At 67.0% G+C, this 17,061-nt stretch carries 12 protein-coding genes and 3 tRNA genes; 7 read left to right on the plus strand and 8 right to left on the minus strand.

Annotated elements, in window-relative coordinates:
* Positions 1-123: 123 nt before the first annotated feature.
* Positions 124-1,509 (minus strand): M23 family metallopeptidase, encoded by a 1,386-nt coding sequence (locus tag B7R21_RS20480; protein ID WP_216364272.1) that lies wholly within the window; start codon positions 1,507-1,509, stop codon positions 124-126.
* Between the two features lie 210 nt (positions 1,510-1,719).
* On the opposite strand from B7R21_RS20480, the gene B7R21_RS16320 reads away from it, so the two are divergent.
* The 3 genes from B7R21_RS16320 (at position 1,720) to B7R21_RS16330 (ending at position 2,060) form a co-directional block, all read left to right on the plus strand.
* Positions 1,720-1,795, plus strand: a tRNA-Glu gene (locus tag B7R21_RS16320).
* 55 nt (positions 1,796-1,850) lie between these two features.
* Positions 1,851-1,924: transfer RNA gene (locus B7R21_RS16325), tRNA-Asp, on the plus strand.
* A gap of 63 nt (positions 1,925-1,987) precedes the next feature.
* Positions 1,988-2,060: transfer RNA gene (locus tag B7R21_RS16330), tRNA-Phe, on the plus strand.
* A 66-nt stretch (positions 2,061-2,126) separates the two neighbouring features.
* Here the strand turns inward: B7R21_RS16330 and B7R21_RS16335 are convergent.
* From B7R21_RS16335 to B7R21_RS16350, 4 genes are all read right to left on the minus strand, one after another.
* Positions 2,127-2,399, minus strand: a complete 273-nt coding sequence (locus B7R21_RS16335) for a DUF2277 domain-containing protein (protein ID WP_116284323.1) — start codon at positions 2,397-2,399, stop codon at positions 2,127-2,129.
* Positions 2,400-2,514: 115 nt separating this feature from the next.
* Positions 2,515-3,537 (minus strand): ABC transporter permease, encoded by a 1,023-nt coding sequence (locus B7R21_RS16340; protein WP_116284324.1) that lies wholly within the window; start codon positions 3,535-3,537, stop codon positions 2,515-2,517.
* A 26-nt stretch (positions 3,538-3,563) separates the two neighbouring features.
* On the minus strand, positions 3,564-5,081 hold the full coding sequence (locus B7R21_RS16345) for a sugar ABC transporter ATP-binding protein (protein ID WP_116284325.1): 1,518 nt from the start codon (positions 5,079-5,081) through the stop codon (positions 3,564-3,566).
* A gap of 87 nt (positions 5,082-5,168) precedes the next feature.
* Positions 5,169-6,182, minus strand: coding sequence for a substrate-binding domain-containing protein (locus B7R21_RS16350; protein WP_216364273.1), 1,014 nt, complete (start codon positions 6,180-6,182; stop codon positions 5,169-5,171).
* A gap of 302 nt (positions 6,183-6,484) precedes the next feature.
* Here B7R21_RS16350 and B7R21_RS16355 point away from each other — a divergent pair, with 302 nt between their 5' ends.
* The 4 genes from B7R21_RS16355 to B7R21_RS16370 all read left to right on the plus strand — a co-directional run bounded on the left by B7R21_RS16355 (position 6,485) and on the right by B7R21_RS16370 (position 12,808).
* The gene (locus B7R21_RS16355; RefSeq protein ID WP_172592231.1) at positions 6,485-7,351 is read left to right on the plus strand and encodes an AraC family transcriptional regulator; all 867 of its coding nucleotides are present in this window, start codon (positions 6,485-6,487) and stop codon (positions 7,349-7,351) included.
* An 80-nt stretch (positions 7,352-7,431) separates the two neighbouring features.
* Complete coding sequence (locus B7R21_RS16360) at positions 7,432-10,737, plus strand: DUF5107 domain-containing protein (protein WP_116284327.1); 3,306 nt, start codon at positions 7,432-7,434, stop codon at positions 10,735-10,737.
* 5 nt (positions 10,738-10,742) lie between these two features.
* Positions 10,743-11,840, plus strand: coding sequence for a zinc-dependent alcohol dehydrogenase family protein (locus tag B7R21_RS16365; RefSeq protein ID WP_216364274.1), 1,098 nt, complete (start codon positions 10,743-10,745; stop codon positions 11,838-11,840).
* The gene (locus B7R21_RS16370) at positions 11,837-12,808 is read left to right on the plus strand and encodes a hypothetical protein (protein WP_116284329.1); all 972 of its coding nucleotides are present in this window, start codon (positions 11,837-11,839) and stop codon (positions 12,806-12,808) included. Before B7R21_RS16365 ends, B7R21_RS16370 begins: the two co-directional genes overlap by 4 nt.
* Positions 12,809-12,819: 11 nt before the next feature.
* On the opposite strand, the gene B7R21_RS16375 is transcribed toward B7R21_RS16370, so the two are convergent.
* The 3 genes from B7R21_RS16375 to B7R21_RS16385 all read right to left on the minus strand — a co-directional run bounded on the left by B7R21_RS16375 (position 12,820) and on the right by B7R21_RS16385 (position 16,919).
* A complete protein-coding gene (locus B7R21_RS16375; RefSeq protein WP_216364275.1) occupies positions 12,820-13,884 on the minus strand; it encodes an alcohol dehydrogenase catalytic domain-containing protein in 1,065 nt (354 codons plus the stop codon).
* Positions 13,885-13,911: 27 nt separating this feature from the next.
* Complete coding sequence (locus B7R21_RS16380) at positions 13,912-15,372, minus strand: arabinose isomerase (RefSeq protein WP_116284330.1); 1,461 nt, start codon at positions 15,370-15,372, stop codon at positions 13,912-13,914.
* A gap of 62 nt (positions 15,373-15,434) precedes the next feature.
* Positions 15,435-16,919: an L-fucose/L-arabinose isomerase family protein gene (locus B7R21_RS16385; RefSeq protein ID WP_253259866.1), complete on the minus strand. Its 1,485-nt coding sequence runs from the start codon at positions 16,917-16,919 to the stop codon at positions 15,435-15,437.
* Between the last annotated feature and the right edge of the window lie 142 nt (positions 16,920-17,061).

The following is a 17,061-nucleotide window of genomic DNA, read 5'->3' on the forward strand; positions in this document are numbered from 1 at the left end:
GGGCGGGGCGGGCCGGCCGGGCGGGGGCGACGGGGCGGCGCGGGCCGACCGGGGGTGGGCCGGACGGAGCGGGCGGGCTGGCCGACCGGGGGTGGCGGGCCGGCCGGTCGGGCGCGGGGGCGGCTAGAAGCCGGCGCCGTACTGTCCCAGCACCTGGCGGGGGTTCTGCGCCGTGCCGTTCAGGCGGGTCTCGAAGTGCACGTGGCATCCGGTGGACGCACCCGTCGTGCCCGCCTTCGCGATGAGCTGGCCTTCGGCGACGGCCCAGCCCGAGCGCACCACGAGCGACGTGTTGTGGCCGTAGACCGTCGTGCGTCCGCCACCGTGGTTGATTGTGACGGCGTTGCCGAGCCCGCCGTTCGACCCCGCGAAGGTCACGGTGCCAGCGGATGCCGCGTAGACGTTCGCGCCGCAGGTGCCTCCGGGGCTCACGAGGTCGATGCCCGCGTGCAGGCGCCAGACCGCGTCGATCGGGTGGAACCGGTTGCCGAACTCGCTCGACACTCTCGCGTTCGGGAGCGGGCTGCTCCAGCCCTGGCCGCCGGGGCCGATGACGATGGGGGCCGGCGACCCGCCCGAGCCGCCGCTGCCGCCATCACTGCTGCCGCCGCCCCGCGCCGCCCGCTCGCGCTCCGCCGCAGCCCGCGCCTCGCGCTCGGCCCGCGCCTGCTCCTCCGCGATGCGCGCCCGCTCGACGACACCGGCCTGGTAGTCGGCCTCTGTCGCCGCCCTGTTGGACACCAGCACATCGAGCTGCGACGCGAGTTCGACCCGGCGACTCTGCTCCTCAGCGAGCACCGTCTCGACGGCCGCCTGCGCAGCCGCAGCCTCGGCGAGCGCCTGCTCGGCAGCAAGCCTGAGCCCGTCGAGCGCGGATTTCGCCACAGCCGCCTGGCTGGCGAGAGCCGCCGCGCTGTTGCGGCCCTGCGCCGCGAGTTCGTAGATCTGCGAGGTCTGCTCGGTGAGTTTACTGAGGGCTCCGAGCTGGTAGAGCAGAGCATCCACATCGCCGCCGCCGGAACTCCCGAGCAGGGCAACCGACAGGTTCGACCCGCCGGAGCGTGCCAATTGTGCCGCCAAGGCTCCGGCTCGCTGACTGGATGTCTGCGCCTGGGCCGTGGCCGCCCCTGCCTTGCCGTCGAGCTCGTCGCTCAGCCGCACACCCTCGTCGAACGCGATCTGCGCGGTCTCGTACTCGGACCCGCGCTGCTCGGAGAGCGCCTGCGCCGCGACCGTCTCGGCTTCGAGCCCAGCGATCAGGCCCCGGATGCGCGTGATCTCGCCCTGCTTCGACTCCTCGTTCGAGCGGGCTGCGAGAACGTCCTCCCAGCTCGGGTAGTCCACGGCGCGGGCGGATTCCGACGCGAGTCCGTCACCGAGAACCAACGCGAAAGCGACCGCGGCCGCCTGCACGAGCGCGCGGAACGGGCGGCGCGGGCGCGCGACAGCGCCGCCCTGCACGTGGGAGGCACGGCTCTGCAGGGGCGGAGTGGCGGGATGTTCGGTCACGAGCTCGTCCTGTCGAGTGGGGTGGGCCGGGCATCCGTCGCCCACGTGGCTTTCGGCCACAGTAATCGGGCCTGCTGGGAGCGGAGCGCCCCACGCCGACAGTTGCGATCTGCACAGACCATGCCCAGCCGCAAACTGCTCGCCGCCACCGCGGAACACGATTGGCGAGGAGGGGCATCCGTGTGGCATACTCGTTGAGTTGTCAAAAACGGCCCCATCGTTTAGCGGCCTAGGACGCTGCCCTTTCACGGCAGTAGCACGGGTTCGAATCCCGTTGGGGTCACCAGGCCGCTAGAATTACTTGCGGCACCGTTTTTCAACACAGAAAATTTCACAAGTTTGGCCCTGTAGCGCAGTTGGTTAGCGCGCCGCCCTGTCACGGCGGAGGTCGCCGGTTCAAGTCCGGTCAGGGTCGCAAAGGATCGAATGCCCTTCCCTCGGGAAGGGTTTTTCGGCCTCTGGAGGGGTTCACCTCTTCGGCTCTGTAGCTCAGTTGGTAGAGCGTTCGACTGAAAATCGAAAGGTCACCGGATCGATGCCGGTCGGAGCCACTGCCCTACTTCGAGGCTTCTACTTGGAGTAGGGCTTTTTTCATTCCTCGGCTCGCCCCCGTGCGGTCAGGCGGCGGCGAAGCGGTGCGCCGAGCGCTCCTTCGCCTTGGCCGCCTCCACCCCGCGGTCTTTCGGCGGGGCCGAGCTCACCAAGTCTTCGAGCAGGTGCCCCGTGATGTGGGCGATCTCGGCGACAGCGCGGTCGAAGGCCTCCGCGTTCGCCTTCGAGGGCTTCGACGTGCCGCTGATCTTGCGCACGTACTGCAGCGCGGCAGCGTGCACCTCGTCGCCAGTCGCGGCTGGTTCGAAGTTGTGCAGGGTGTGGATGTTGCGGCACATGGGAGCCTCCGGCGGGTCGGATGATCGGGGTCAGGTCTTGTGAACAGCGTACACATGACGTCGATCCCGCTCAAGCGAACCCGCTCAGGCGATCCCGAAGGAGCCGATTCTGAAGCTAGACGGCCTCGGCGGAGCCGCGGCGCGCGAGGGCCAGGTTGACCAGGACCGCGCCGACGATGATCACACCGCTGACGACGTTCTGGAAGAACGGGTTGACGCCGAGGAGGATCAGACCGTTGCCGATGACGGCGATGAAGATCACTCCGAGCAGTGTGCCGAGCATCGATCCCCGTCCACCGGAGAGGGAGGTTCCGCCGACGACGATCGCGGCGATCACATCGAACTCGAGCCCGGTGGCCGCTGCCGCGTTGCCACTGCTGAGCCGCGCTGCGGTGACGATCCCCACGACGGCAGCCAGCAGGCCGGTGCCGACGAAGACCAGCACGCGCACGCGCGCGACCTTGATACCGCTGAGCACTGCGGCCTTCGCGTTGCCGCCGACGGCGTAGACCGAGCGTCCGAAGCCGGTGCGCCTGGCGATGAAGACGTAGATGAAGAAGAGCACGAACATCAGCACGACATTCACGGGGATGCCGCCCGGAAGCGTTCCACCGAGGAAGTCCATGAAGGGACTCTCGTCGATCGGCACCGGCAGTGCGTTCGTGATGAACTGGGCCTGACCTCGGAGCGCCAGCCAGAGGCCCAGCGTGACCACGAAGGAAGGAACTCCGAATCTCGCGCGCAACCAGCCGGCGAACGCGCCGATGCCGATTCCTCCCACCAGGGTCAGCACGATGGCCAGCGGCAGACCGAACCCCCAGGGCCCCGCCATCTCGGCCAGCATGACCGACCAGAACGCCACAGCGGGACCGACGCTGATGTCGATCTCACCCGCGACGATCACGAGGGTCGCGGCCCAGGCGATGATCCCGATGTTCGCCGCAGACTGCAGGATGCTGAAGATGTTGCGGGGTGTCCCGAAGTTCGGCGCCAGGATCGACAGCACAACGAAGAGAACCACGATTCCTACGACGAGTCCGATGATGTTGATCTGCTGCGAGCCGATCTCCACTCGGAAGCGGCGGCGGGAACCTGTGCGGCCTTCTGACGTCGTGAGGGTTTCGGGCGAGTTCGTCATCGTATGTCCAATTTCCTTGCGGGTTCTCAGTGTTCGGCCATGGCGGTGGCCAGAAGTGTGTCGGTTGAAATGTTCGGTGCCACGAACTCGTCGACGAGTTCGCCACCGCGAAGGACGAAGACCCTGTCGCACACGGCAGGCAGTTCTTCGACTTCGCTCGACACGAAGACGACGACCCGGCCACTGGCAGCGAGATTTCTGATGAGGGCGTAGATCTGGGCTTTCGCCTCGATGTCGACTCCCCGGGTCGGTTCATCCAGCAGCAGCACCGTGCTGTCGGCGTGGAGCCAGCGGCCGATTACGGCCTTCTGCTGGTTGCCACCGCTTAGGGTGTTCAACTCGGCGCGGGTGGACGATGTCTTGATCGACATCTGGTCGACGATCGTCTGCGCCGCGGCGGCAACCCGCCGCGGGCGAAGCACTCCGCCCGAACTCACCCGACGCCAGTCGGAGACCACGATGTTCTCGTCGATTCCGAGCAGCGGAAAGATGCCGTCTTCCTTGCGGTTCTCCGGCGTCATGCCGATCCCGCTTCTGAGGGCCCGGGCATTGCCTCTGCCGGCGAGTTCCCTGCCGGCCATGGTGATCGATCCGGAATCGGGGGCAACGATCCCCGCGATCGACTGGAGGAGCTCGGTTCTGCCTGATCCGAGGATACCGGCGATGCCGATCACCTCGCCGGCCCGGAGATCGAGGTCGACGTTCCGGAGTTTTGGTTCGAGCGTCAGCCCCCGCACCGAGATCAGGATCTCGCCGGCACCGTCTGGCGCCGATTCGATCGGTTCCATCTCGGATGCCGCCTCGCCCAGCATCATCTGCACCACCTCCCTGGTGGTCAGCTCGCCGATCGCGCGGGTGTCGATGAGTCGGCCGTCGCGCATCACCGACGCGCTGGAGGCCACCCGCCTGATCTCGCTCAGCCGGTGGCTCACATAGATGACGGCAACACCCTCAGAGGAGAGCTGCGCGACGACGTCGAGCACCCGGGTCACCTCCCCGGCAGAGAGCGAACTGGTCGGTTCGTCGAGAATGAGGAGCTTGAGGTCGTCCATCAGCGCACGGGCGATCTCGACCATCTGCTGGTCGGCGATTCCGAGCTCAGAGACGAGCTGGTTGGGTCGGAAGTCGAGCGCGAGACGCTTCAGAGCCAGATCGGTGGCAGCCGCCATGGCTCGGTAGTCGATGCCCGTGCGATTGCGCAGCCAGTGACCCATGAACATGTTCTCGGCGATCGTCATCGACTGGATCAGGGACAGTTCCTGATAGACGGTACGCACACCGAGAGCTCGCGCTCCGTCGATCCCGCCTGTGCCGAGAAGGTGGCCTCCGACGAAGACCTGCCCGCTGTCCGGCGTCTCCGCTCCCGACAGGAGCCGGATCATCGTGGATTTGCCGGCGCCGTTCTTGCCGAGCAGCGCCCGCACCTCACCCGGGCTGACCGTGAAGTCGACCCGGGTGAGTGCTTTGACGTTCGGGTACTGCTTGGAGACGTCGCGCACGTCGACCACCAGGTCTGCGGTGGTGTGTGGGAGTGAGTCAGTCACTGGTGTCCTTCACTTCGTCGTGAGCGTCTTCTCGGTTGTCGTCTGCAGTTCGGGCGTACCACTCATGCCGTCACCGCCGAGGGCTGGTTACGGGATACCGTTCGCGTGCGCCTCGAGCCACTTCTTGCCGTCTTCCGGCCCGGTGTACAGCACGATCGGAGCATCCACGTTGATGCTCGCAGGTTTTGCCACGCCGCCGACGGCATCGATCGCCGCTTTGATGGCCAGCTTGCCGACCGCCTGGCCGGAGACATCCACGGAGGCTTTGAGCACGTCGCCCTTGACCAGAGCGTTCGCGAGGTCGGTTGTCATGTCGGAGCCGAAGACGACGGTCTTGCCCACACGGTTGTTCTGCTCGACCGCCTTGACGCCGCCGATCGCAGCGCCGCCCGATTCGCCGAAGAAGGCGTCGGTGTCAGGGTTGGCGGTGAGCATGGCCGTAGCCGTGTCGATGGATTTGGTCGGGTCGGTGGCCAGCTGGTTGGAGACGATGGTGTAGCCGGGAACCTTCTCTTTCAGAACGTTCTCGAAGCCTTCGCGGCGCTGGACACAGACTTCGACGAACTCGCAGTTGAGAACCCCGATCTTCGGCGCGGCGATGTTGTTGGCGATGAAGTAGTCCGCTGCCGCCTGGCCGATCTGCTCCCCGAACTTCACCGGGTCGCCGAAGACGTAGGAGTAGACGTATTTCTGGGCCGATTCGTCAGCGATACAGGTGTTGTAGCAGATCACGGGGATGTTGGCGTCGAAGGCCTGCTTGATGGCCGGGATCGAGCTCTCACCCGACGCGGCCGAGAGGAGGATGGCGTTGACGTTGGCGGTGATGTACGTGCTGACGAAGGTGCTCTCCTTCGAGGCGTCGTCCTGTGCATTCGATTCGAGCACCTTCACCGTGGTGCCGTTCTCCGCCGCGCCGTCCTGCACGCCGCGCTGTACCCCACCGTAGAAGCCCTGCGTATCGAGGTAGATCGCGCCGACGGTGATGCTCTTGTCTGTCGATCCCGCGTTGCCGCCTGTGCCCGCGCATCCGGCGACCGTCATGACCATCGCACCGATGATCGCGACAGAGGCGATCAGCTTCCTTTTTCTCTGGAGATCCACAATGACCTCTTTCTGGCCTGCGCCTCGGCGACAGACCTGCCGTGTTTGGTTGTACGCCGCCCTGGAAGTGGTGGCGCTATTGAAACGGTTAAATTCAAGATGCATCGCCCACCTTATGCAATGGGAGAGAGCTCAGTCAACAAAAAGCGGTGGAAGAATTTAAACGATTTTCTACCGACCGGAGGAACCGCGACCGGGACCTTTCGGCTTGCGGCAATCGTACGAAGAGCACATCCCGGCGCGGAAGTGGCAATCCTCGGATGAAACTGGATAAAACGACGAAACCGCGCAAAGATCGTGGAGTGCTGATCGAAGAAGGATTCCCCGGTCAACGGCTGCGCGTGCTTCCCGTTCCGCAGATCCGGGCGGCGCTGGCGAGCCCGGCCACCTCTCATCTGCTCGTCACCGACGCCGGTTTCTTTCCGCGGGCCCGCTCCCACGGGATGACACGGCGAACGGGCATCCCCCAGGCGATCGTGATCGTCTGCACCCAGGGCACGGGATGGTGTTCGATCGCCGGCACCACCCACCGGGTCGGGCCCGGACAGGCACTGGTGATCCCTCCCGGAACCGCGCACGCCTACGGCGCAGACCCCGACGATCCCTGGACGCTGTGGTGGATGCATCTCGCCGGAGACGACCTCGTCGACCTCCTCGGCGTGACCACTCTCACCGCTTCGTCGCCCGTTCGCGAGCTCACCGACCCGTTCCGGATCTCGGAGCTTGTCGACGAGTCGGTTCGGGCTCTCGAGCACGACCAGACCGACGCGAGCCTCCTCGCCGCAGCCGGAGCGGCCTGGCACCTGCTCTCCCTGCTGGCCTCGGAGCGCTCGCCCCAGTCGCCCCGACTCTCGGCCATCGACAGGGCCAGGGAGCACCTGCGGAAGAACTTCGCAGAAGATGTCTCGATCGCCGATCTGGCAGCGGTCGCCCGCCTCAGCCCCTCGCACTTCGCTGCGCTCTTCCGCCAGCAGACCGGAACGACTCCCCTGCGCTACCAGGTGCAGCTGCGGATGGCCCGCGCGCGCGAGCTGCTCGACACGACGGATCTGGCGGTGGCGACCGTCGCTGGGATGGCGGGCTACAGCGATCCGTTCTACTTCTCCCGGCAGTTCAAGGCCCTCCACGGCACGACCCCGCTACGCTACCGCGGCCACGCCAAGGGATGATCCGACAATCGTCGTTTCATCCAGAATCATCGCCGGATCGGTCGTTTCCCTCGCTCTGACGGTCTCCGTACGATGACGGCATGCTCAGTGAAGAGTCGAAGATCGACCTCCCCTCCCGCCCCTCCGACCAGGACCAGCTTGCTGTCGCCGCCTGGCCTGAGGCGCTCACAATCGACACGTACGCGACCGCCGAACCGGATCGGTACCCGCAGTTCCTCGATGCGCGCGTTTACCAGGGCTCCTCGGGAAGGGTCTTCCCGCTTCCGTTCCACGAGCGTGTCGAGACGGAGAAGCACCCCCACAGCTGGCAGGCCATCCACCTCGACAACGAATGGCTGCGGCTCGTCATCCTGCCGCAGCTGGGTGGTCGCATCCACATCGCCTACGACAAGTCGGCGGACTACGACATCTTCTATCGCAACAACGTGATCAAGCCGGCCCTCGTGGGTCTGGCCGGCCCATGGATCTCCGGCGGGGTCGAGTTCAACTGGCCCCAGCACCACCGACCCGCGACCTACCTCCCCACCGATGTGTCGATCGAGCGCGAAGAGGATGGCAGTGTCACGGTCTGGTGCTCCGACCACGACCCCTTCGACCGCATGAAGGGCATGCACGGGATCAGGCTCCGACCCGGCTCCTCGGTGATCGAGGCCCGTGTGCGGCTTTTCAACCGCTCGGAGCAGACCCGGACGTTCCTCTGGTGGGCGAACGTCGCGGCAGCGGTCAACGAGGACTACCAGTCCTTCTTCCCGACCGACGTGCACCATGTCGCCGACCATGCGAAACGGGCTACAACCGGCTTTCCGGCGGCGTCGGGCGAGTACTACGGCGTCGACTATCCCGCCCGGGCGGATGCCGACCATCCGGATGCCGACCGACTCGACTGGTACCGCAACATCCCGGTACCCACCTCGTACATGGTCGTCGATTCGGAAGAATCCTTCTTCGGTGGCTACGACCACGCCCGGGCTGCGGGTTTCGTGCACTGGGCCGACCGGTCGATCTCACCGGGGAAGAAGCAGTGGACATGGGGGGACGCGCCGTTCGGGCACACCTGGAACGCCAACCTCACCGACACAGACGGGCCCTACATCGAACTGATGGCCGGGGTCTACACCGACAACCAGCCCGACTTCTCTTTTCTCGCACCGGGCGAGACCAAGACGTTCAGCCAGTTCTGGTACCCGATCTCCTCGATCGGTCCCGCGATGCAGGCGACGCGTGACGGGGCGCTGCGGGTCACCATGCTCGAGGGCGGGGAACTGAGGGTGGGTGTGGCCACCACGGCCCGGGCCGCGGGAGCGATCATCCAGTTCCTCGATGCGCACGGAACGGTCGTGAGCGCGGTGCAGCGTGATCTGGCGCCGGATGCTCCCGCGGTCTTCGACTGGGCAGCGCCCGTGGGCGTCGCGGCCTCCGAGCTCGAAGTGCGTGTTGTCCACGGCGGTCGTACGCTCGTTGCGCACAGCTGGCGCCCGGCCGGGGAGCCTTTGTTCGAGCCCTCCCCCGCCGTGGCCCCGCCCGCGCCGGAGGATGTCGCGACGATCGAGGAGCTGCATCTCACAGCCACCTACCTGCAACAGTATCGGCACGCCACCCGGTCTCCTGAGCCCTACTGGCTCGAAGCGATCGAACGGGACCCCGACGATCTGCGGTCGAACACCGCACTCGGCGCGCTCCGCTACGAATCGGCCCGTTACGACGATGCGATCGACCACCTGCAGCGTGCCGTCTCCCGGCAGACCCGGTGGGCGCCGAACCCGCCAGACGGAGAAGCCCACTACCGCCTCGGCCTGGCGCTCCGACGCGCCGGTCGCCTGCCGGAAGCACAGAAGGCCTTCGCCACATCGAGTTGGAACGCGGCGCAGTCGACCGCGGCGCACCTCGCGCTCGCCCGGATGCTGGCCGAGCAGGATCCGGCCGGGGCGTTCGAGCATGCCCGGCAGGCCCTCCGCGGCGACAGCGAGCACCTTCAGGTTCGGGATCTGCTCGTCGTGCTGCTCCGAACCCTCGGTCGCCCTGAGGAGGCCACGGCGATTCTCGACGAGACCCTGAGGCTCGACCCTCTCGACCAGTGGGCGCGCGATCTCGCCGGACTCCGCCTGACCGATGACGCACCCACGCTCCTCGACACGGCCCTCGAGTACGTGGCGATGGGCGACCGTGTGCAGGGTGAACGCCTGCTCGTCCGCGCGGGCGAGGCCGTCGTGCGATCGGCTTCGGGGCAGGTCAACGTCGGACCGCTGGTCGCGTACCACCTCGCGGCGTCAGCGCTCAGCGTGGGAGACCTCGACCGGGCGCGCGCCCACATCCGGAGCGCCGCCTCGCTCGACGCGACCAATGCGCTCCCGTCCCGGCTCGACGACATCGACGCCCTGCTGCGGGTGGCCGCCTTCGCACCGGATCAGCCCCTGCTCTGGTCACTGCTCGGCAGCTGGTACTTCGCGCATGACAGGCAGCACGATGCGGTCGACGCCTGGACCCGGGGCACCACGCTCGACCCCGATCCCGACACCCGCGCCCTCCTGGAGAGGAACCTCGGTATTGCGGCCTATAACGTGCAACATTCGCCGACACAGGCGATGCTCCACTTCGCAACGGCGTCCGCCGCCAGGCCGAACGACTCGCGTCTGCTGTACGAGTCCGACCAGCTCGCAGCGCGCACGGGAGTCGGCGCTCCCGAGCGTCTGGCGCGACTGGATGCCCGGCCCGACCTCGTGGCCGAACGGGATGACCTCACGGTTGAACGAGCGGTTCTGCTCACAACCCTGGGGCGGGCCGATGAGGCTCAGACGATTCTGGCCGGGCGGCGCTTCCAACCCTGGGAGGGGGGCGAGGGCATCGTGCTCACAGCCTGGGACCGGGCGGCTCTCGCTCACGGTCGGCGACTGCTCGCCGACGGCGATGCCGCGGGTGCGGTCAGCGTGCTCGACGGCGCTCTGGATCCGCCCAGCACCCTCGGGGAGGCCCGCCATCCGTTCGCGACGGCCGCCGATCTGCACCTGCTTCGAGGAGACGCGCTGGCGCGCCTCGGCCAGGCGGCTCCGGCCCGCGATGCGTGGGAGAGGGCGGCATCCTCCACGGGGGACTTCTCCGGAATGATGGTCGCCACCTTCACAGAGCGGAGCGCCTGGGCGATCGTCGCGCTGCAGCGACTGAATCGCAGAACGGAGGCGGAGGAGGCACTCGATGCCTTCCTCCGCTTCATCGAAGACGACGCGGTCAGGCCCGCAGAGGTCGACTTCTTCGCGACCTCCCTCCCCTCGATGCTTCTCTTCCATGACTCACCCACCGACGAGCGCGACCGGCGGACGACCAGGCTCCGGAACCTCCACAGGGCGATCTCCGCTGAACTGAACGCCACCGAGCCCGACGGAACAGACTGAACTCCATGACCCTCCCATCGAAAGGCTCACCGACAATGCACGGCGTATTCCTCCCCGGCGACGAGACCGCCGTCATCAGGCAGTTCCCGAAGCCCGAACCGGGCCCGGGCCAGGTCGTCGTGCACGTCGGCGCCTCCGGCATCTGCGGCAGCGACATCGGTTTCATCTACCGGGGGTACAAGACCCACAAGGGCCTCGACGGGGCGCCCGCCTACAAGGGGGTGATCGCCGGGCACGAACCGAGCGGCCGGATCGTCGCGGCCGGAGCCGGAGTCACCCGGTTCGGTGTCGGGGACGACGTCATCGTCTACCACATCCAGGGGTGCGGGCGCTGTCGCAACTGCCGTTCCGGCTACTTCATCAGCTGCACAGACCAGCCCCACAAGGCGTCGTACGGATGGCAGCGCGACGGCGGGCACGCCGAATTCGTGCTGGTCGACGAATCCACGTGCATACCGCTGCTCGGTGACCTCACCTTCGTCGACGGCGCCCTCATCGCCTGCGGCTTCGGCACTGCCTACGAGGGCCTGAAGCGCACCGGCATCCGCGGGGGTGAAGACCTGCTCGTCGTGGGGCTGGGGCCGGTGGGGCTCGCTGCCGCAATGCTCGGCAGGATGCTCGGAGCCAGACGCATCATCGGCGTCGAGCGGAGCGCCGCGCGGATCGAGTTCGTGAAGTCGACGGGCCTCGTCGACGACATCGTGGTCGCCGACGAGAACACCACAGCCGCCGTGCTCGGCCTCACCGACGGGGTCGGCTGCCAGGTGACCGTCGACTGCTCAGGTACGACTCCCGGCCGCTCCACCGCAGTCGAGTGCGCGGCCGAGTGGGGCCGGGTCGGGCTTCTCGGCGAGGGCGGGCGACTCGAGACAGAGGTGTCAGACACCCTGCTGCACAAGCAGCTGACGCTCACCGCCTCCTGGGTCACCTCCCTGCAGGGCATGGAGGATGTCGCGCGGATGCTGGCACACGCCGGGCTCCATCCGGAGATCGTCGTCTCCCACACCCTCCCCCTTCTCGAAGCGGATGAGGGATACCGGCTTGCCGCGGCCGGTGCCGAGGGCAAGGTCGTGCTGGTGCCGGAAGGAGCACCGGTCCGGTGACGGATGCGGCCAGCAGCAAGCCCACCGTCCGCACCTCCGGCTCGCCGGATCTTCCGCTCCTCACGGTCGACTCAGGCTCGTATCGCGCCGTGTTCGCACCCACGAGAGGCGGGCGGCTCCTGGCGTTGTCGCTGGCAGGTGAGGAACTCCTCTGGCAGAACCCTGCCCTCCTCGACGATGATCTGCACCCGCGAACCCCGCTCACAGAGTGGCCCCAGGGCGAGGGAGGCATGGGCACGTGGGCGAACGTCGGCGGCTCGAAGACCTGGCCGGCTCCCCAGGGCTGGAACGGGCCCGACGAGTGGGCGGGGCCACCCGATCCGGTGCTCGACAGCGGCGTGTGGACATCCGCTGTCACCCAGAACACAGGCAGTGTGACGGTCAGCCTCCTGAGTGCGGCTGATGCACGTTCAGGGCTCAGGATGACGCGCGTCTTCACCTTCGCCGGCGACCAGCCCGACTTCGCCGAAGCCATCACGCTCGAGAACATCTCCGGCCGCACGATCCGATGGTCGCCCTGGGAGGTCTGCCAGGTGCGCACCACCCCTGGCGATCTCATCACGTTCGAGGGGGCCGCGCTGCCCGAGATGCGGGAACTCGGTCTCTACGAAGGCAGAGCATCCGCCCGCCCGGGGCCGCAGCAGGTGTCCTTCGAGACGGGATCGGGTATCTCGAAACATGGCTGCGTGGGCGGCTCCGGCGCCATCGCACTCCGGCGTCGCTCGGGAACGACCCTCATGCTCTCGATGCGGCCGGTCGACGGGGCCGAGTATCCCGACGGTGGATGTCGCACCGAGGTCTGGCTGCAGCGCCCGACGGCCGCACCGATCGGGGAGCTGGCGGGGCTTCATCCAGATGCCCACCTGGCTGAACTCGAAGTGCTCGGCCCTCTCGTGACGCTCGGGCCCGGCGAGTCGAACACGGTCGTGGTGACCTGGTCGACCGCCAGCGAGGGCGGCCGACGCTGAGCCGGCCGGCGCTACTCGCCCACCAGGACCATCGTCTTCACCTCGGTCGCGAGCGGCCTCGTCCACGCCTCGAGGGCGTCATCCATGCGGAGGGTGCGTGACACCAGGCCGTCGGCTTCGATGAGGCCGGCCTCGAGCATCGCGATGACCTTCGGCCAGGTGAACGCGTACCGCATGACGCCGTGGATCGACACTTCGCGCTCGATCACGGCGGGCATCGGCACAGTGGCATCCTCCGCGCCGACGCCGATGAAGACGGCTCGGCCACCGGGGCGCACGGTGTAACAGCCGTCGTGGCGCACCGACGCCACACCCGTGCAGTCGATGAACGCGTCGTAGTCCCCGCCCGCTTCCGCGAGGTCGGAGTAGGTCACGCAGCCGAACCCTGCGGCTGCGTTCCTGCGCGACTCCTGCGGCTCGACCAGGGCGATGGTTCCGACGCCCTGGGCCCGGCAGAGTTGCGCCACGAAGAGACCGACGGGTCCGCCGCCGACGATGACCACGCGTGATCCCATCGGCAGAGCCGCCTTCTCGACTCCGTTGAGGGCGACAGAGATCGTCTCGACCATGGCGGCCGCATCATCCGACACCGAATCGGGAATCGCGTGGGCGTTGTCGCTCGGCACCACGAGATACTGCTGCAGCGCGCCGTCGAGCCCGGGAACTCCGAAGAACCGCTGGTTCGGGTCGATGTTGTACCGACCCTCGCGGGCTTCGCGGGAAGTCCAGTCGGGAACGAGGGGTTCGACGGCGACGCGCACGCCGAGGCGGGCCGGGTCGATGCCCTCGCCGACACCGACGATCGTTCCGCCGAATTCGTGGCCGAGAACAACCGGGGCTCGCAGGATGTCGCTGGAGGCCCGACCCTCGAAGAACATGTGCTTGTCAGACCCGCACACGCCGACGGAGCCGATCTGCAGCAGAACCTCGCCGGCCCCGGGGGTCGGCACCGGTCGCTCCTCGAGCCGCATGTCCTCTTTGCCATGCAGCACCCACGCCTTCATGAGGGGCGGAAGCGCCGTGGACGTCGCCTCGGTGGTTGTCTCTGTCGTGGTTGTCACTGTTGTCGATGCCATGGGTTCTGCCTCTCTACCGATGCTCTCTCAGGGTTGAACGAGTTGGAAGTCTGCGCCGAGAAGACCGGCGAGGAGCCGGATGTCGCCGGCCAGGTGCCCGCGCCCCATCGACCAGTGGTGGGTCGACCCCGACATCGCCCACTGCTCGGTCCAGAGCCCCGGGTCGCATCCGAAGTCCACCCGCGTGGTCGTGTTGCCGATCCTGATGTGCGGGCCGTCGACCGCGACACCCTCGGAGACGATGAACTTCAAACGACCGTTGCCGAGTTCCCCGATCGAGAACTGGGTGACCGGCCCGAGTGCCACACCGCACTCGATCGAAACGCCTCCCCCGCCCTTGCCGTGGAAGACCGCAAGGTTTCGAAGCGTCGGCGGCGTCTCGGCGATCGACATGTCGGCGGCGTCGTTGTGGCCGAGCTCGACGACTCCGGCGTCGAAGTCGAGAGCCTGGCCCTCTGTCAGGGTTCCGCCGCCGCCGAGCGCCCCGGTGATCAGCATCGCGATCGCCGCGCGCAGCTCGAACTCGGTGACAGTCGGGATGCCTCGGCTCGAGAGGAGGGTGGCGCCGATGGGGAAGCCCGAGGCCAGCTGGTAGTAGATGTCACTCGGTTGCCCGAAGTGGAAGTACGCCAGCGTGTCGAGGTTCTTGTCGGCGACGAGCCTGTCGAGCGCAGCAGACACGCGTGACTGGAAGCGGATGTTCTCCGCATCCGCCCCCGGGGCCTTCTTGAAAGTCGCCTGGACTGTCTCGACCACGGCGTCGATCTCCTCGCTCGTCACGGCTTCGTAGCGCACCCTGAGGTCGTCGTATTCGAGGATCTCGACATGCCCGCCCAGGGTCTTCAACACCGATGTGATGTTGCTCGCGATGTCGAACATTCCCGGGTACAGGTGCCCCATCATGCCGTGCCGCGCCGAATGGAGGAGTCGCATCGTGCGTGCGACGGCGACGAAGGAGGAGATGCGTTCCCAAGCCCGAGCATCGTCGACGTGTCCGGCTACGGCGTGCACCGGCTTGCCGAGGCGTTCGAGAGCCACCCCCATCTCCGGCAGACCGGCCGAGCCGGCATAGGCCAGCCACTCCCCGGTTCCGAAGGTGTCGTGCTCCATCTTCGGCGACGGCTGAAGGGCGATCACCACAATCGGAACGTTCAGGTCGCGCAGCAGCGGGAGGATCTGCCCACTGGTCAGGTACGTCGACACCAAAAGGAAGAGCATGTCGACATCGTCGGCGGCGATCCGTTTCGCCACCGCGGCACCTTCGGGTACATCGGAGACGATCCCGAAGTCGACGATGGTCGCGCCGAGCTCCTCGAGGTGCGCCGTGATGCGGACGTTCGTCTCACCCACGGTGTCGAGGAGGCCGTCGAACTGCGGCCAGTAGGCGCCGAGCCCTCCGGCGACCAGCGCGATCCGCGGTGCGGCCACAGGTGTGCGCACGAGCGGCGCCGGCGGCGTGCGGGGGAATCGGGGAACGAGTTCGATCATGGGTTCTGCCTGCCTTTTCGTTCGGGGAGGTGGGGGGGGGGATGGATGCGCCCGGATGACCGTCAGAGCAGAACGGGACGGTCGACGACCTCGGTACCCCGCACCTCGCGGAACGGCACACCGAGAAGACTCGCGGCAGCCCGGAACGTGGCGGCGTTGTGCCCGACCGAGAGGGCCCAGTGATGGTTGACTCCCGTGGAACTCCACGCGTCGACCCACTCGCCGGGGTGGCAGTCGAAGTCGACGCGGGAGGTGGTGTTTCCGATCCGGAGGAGCGGACCCGGAACCACCGTGCCCTCGGATGCGACCAGCACGTAGCTGCCGTCGTGCTCCTGCCCGAGCCCGAGGGTCGTCACGGGGCCGGGCTGCACGTCGAACTCGACGCTGACACCGTAGCCTCGTTTACCGTGGAAGATGCCGAGCCCGCGGAGAACCGGCTTCTCGTTGCTGATCGCAAGATGCGCCGGGCCGTCGTGGCCCATCTCCACGACACCGTCGTCGAAGTTGATGCCCTGGATCTCCGTGAACGATCCGCCGGCGCCGATCGCGTCGCTGATCAGCATTGCAATGCTGTTGCGGAGCTCGTACTCGCCCGCGGCGGGGATACCCCTGGCCGTGAGGAGCGACGACCCGAGGATGAAGCCGGCACCGAGACGTTCATGGATCTCACCCGCCAGGCCCCGGTGGTAGTACGCCAGGGAGTCGAGACGGAAGTCTTCGACCAGACGGTCGAGCCCGACCGAGACCTTCGCGGCCCAGTCGAAGTCCTCGTCGTTGACCGAATCGTCGATAGTGAAGATCTGACGCGCCAGTTCCCTGCGTTCGGCCGTCTGCAGAGCGGTGACCTCCTCGACCCGAACCCGGAGATCGTCGGGCTCGAGAACCTCGATGTGGGATCCGAACGTCGTCGAGACGCGCGTCAGGTCTGTGGCGACATCCAGCATCCCGGGATAGAGGTGGCCGAGCAGACCGTGGCGCGCCCCCTCGAAGCGCGCCCGGACACCGGCCGCGATCACCCAGCGGTCGATCCGCGTCCATGCCCGTTCCTCCCGGAGATGCCCGGTGACCGAGCGGAAGGCGACCCCGGCCCGCCGGAACAGGTTTCCGACCTCGGGAACCGAGCACTGGCCGCAGTAGGCGAGCCACTCACCTGTTCCGAAAGAGTCATGGTCCATCTTCGACGACGGTTGCAGGTCGATGATCAGCACGGGCGCCGTCACTTTCTGGGCGATCGGCAGGATCATCGAAGACGTGAGGTAGGTCGTCAGGAAGATCACGACCAGGTCCGGGTCGGCGATCCTGAGCGTCTCTGCGGCAAGCGCAGCCTCTTCGGCATCGGAGATGAAACCGACGTCGACCACCTCGGCACTCATCGACTCGAACCGGCTGCGGACGAAGGCCGCGGACTCTTCGAGCTGGGGCAGGAGATGCGGAAACTGCGGCCAGTAGGCGGCCAGACCGCCCGCGACCAGTCCGATCTTCGTGACCGTCTTTCGCCGCGGAGCGAGCGCCGACGAAACGAACTGCGAGTCAAATACGGAAGACACCGGTGTCTCACCCTCCATTGGGAAAATCGTGCGATGTCTGGACACTAGCGGAGTATCTAAAACGATTCAAGTTATTCGACGCTCCTCGTCGACAGGATCCGTCCAGATGCCTTTATTTGACTGATCGAGATCGTCTAAAGTC

The sequence above is a fragment of the Subtercola boreus genome (genome assembly GCF_003399625.1).
Taxonomy (GTDB): domain Bacteria; phylum Actinomycetota; class Actinomycetes; order Actinomycetales; family Microbacteriaceae; genus Subtercola; species Subtercola boreus_C.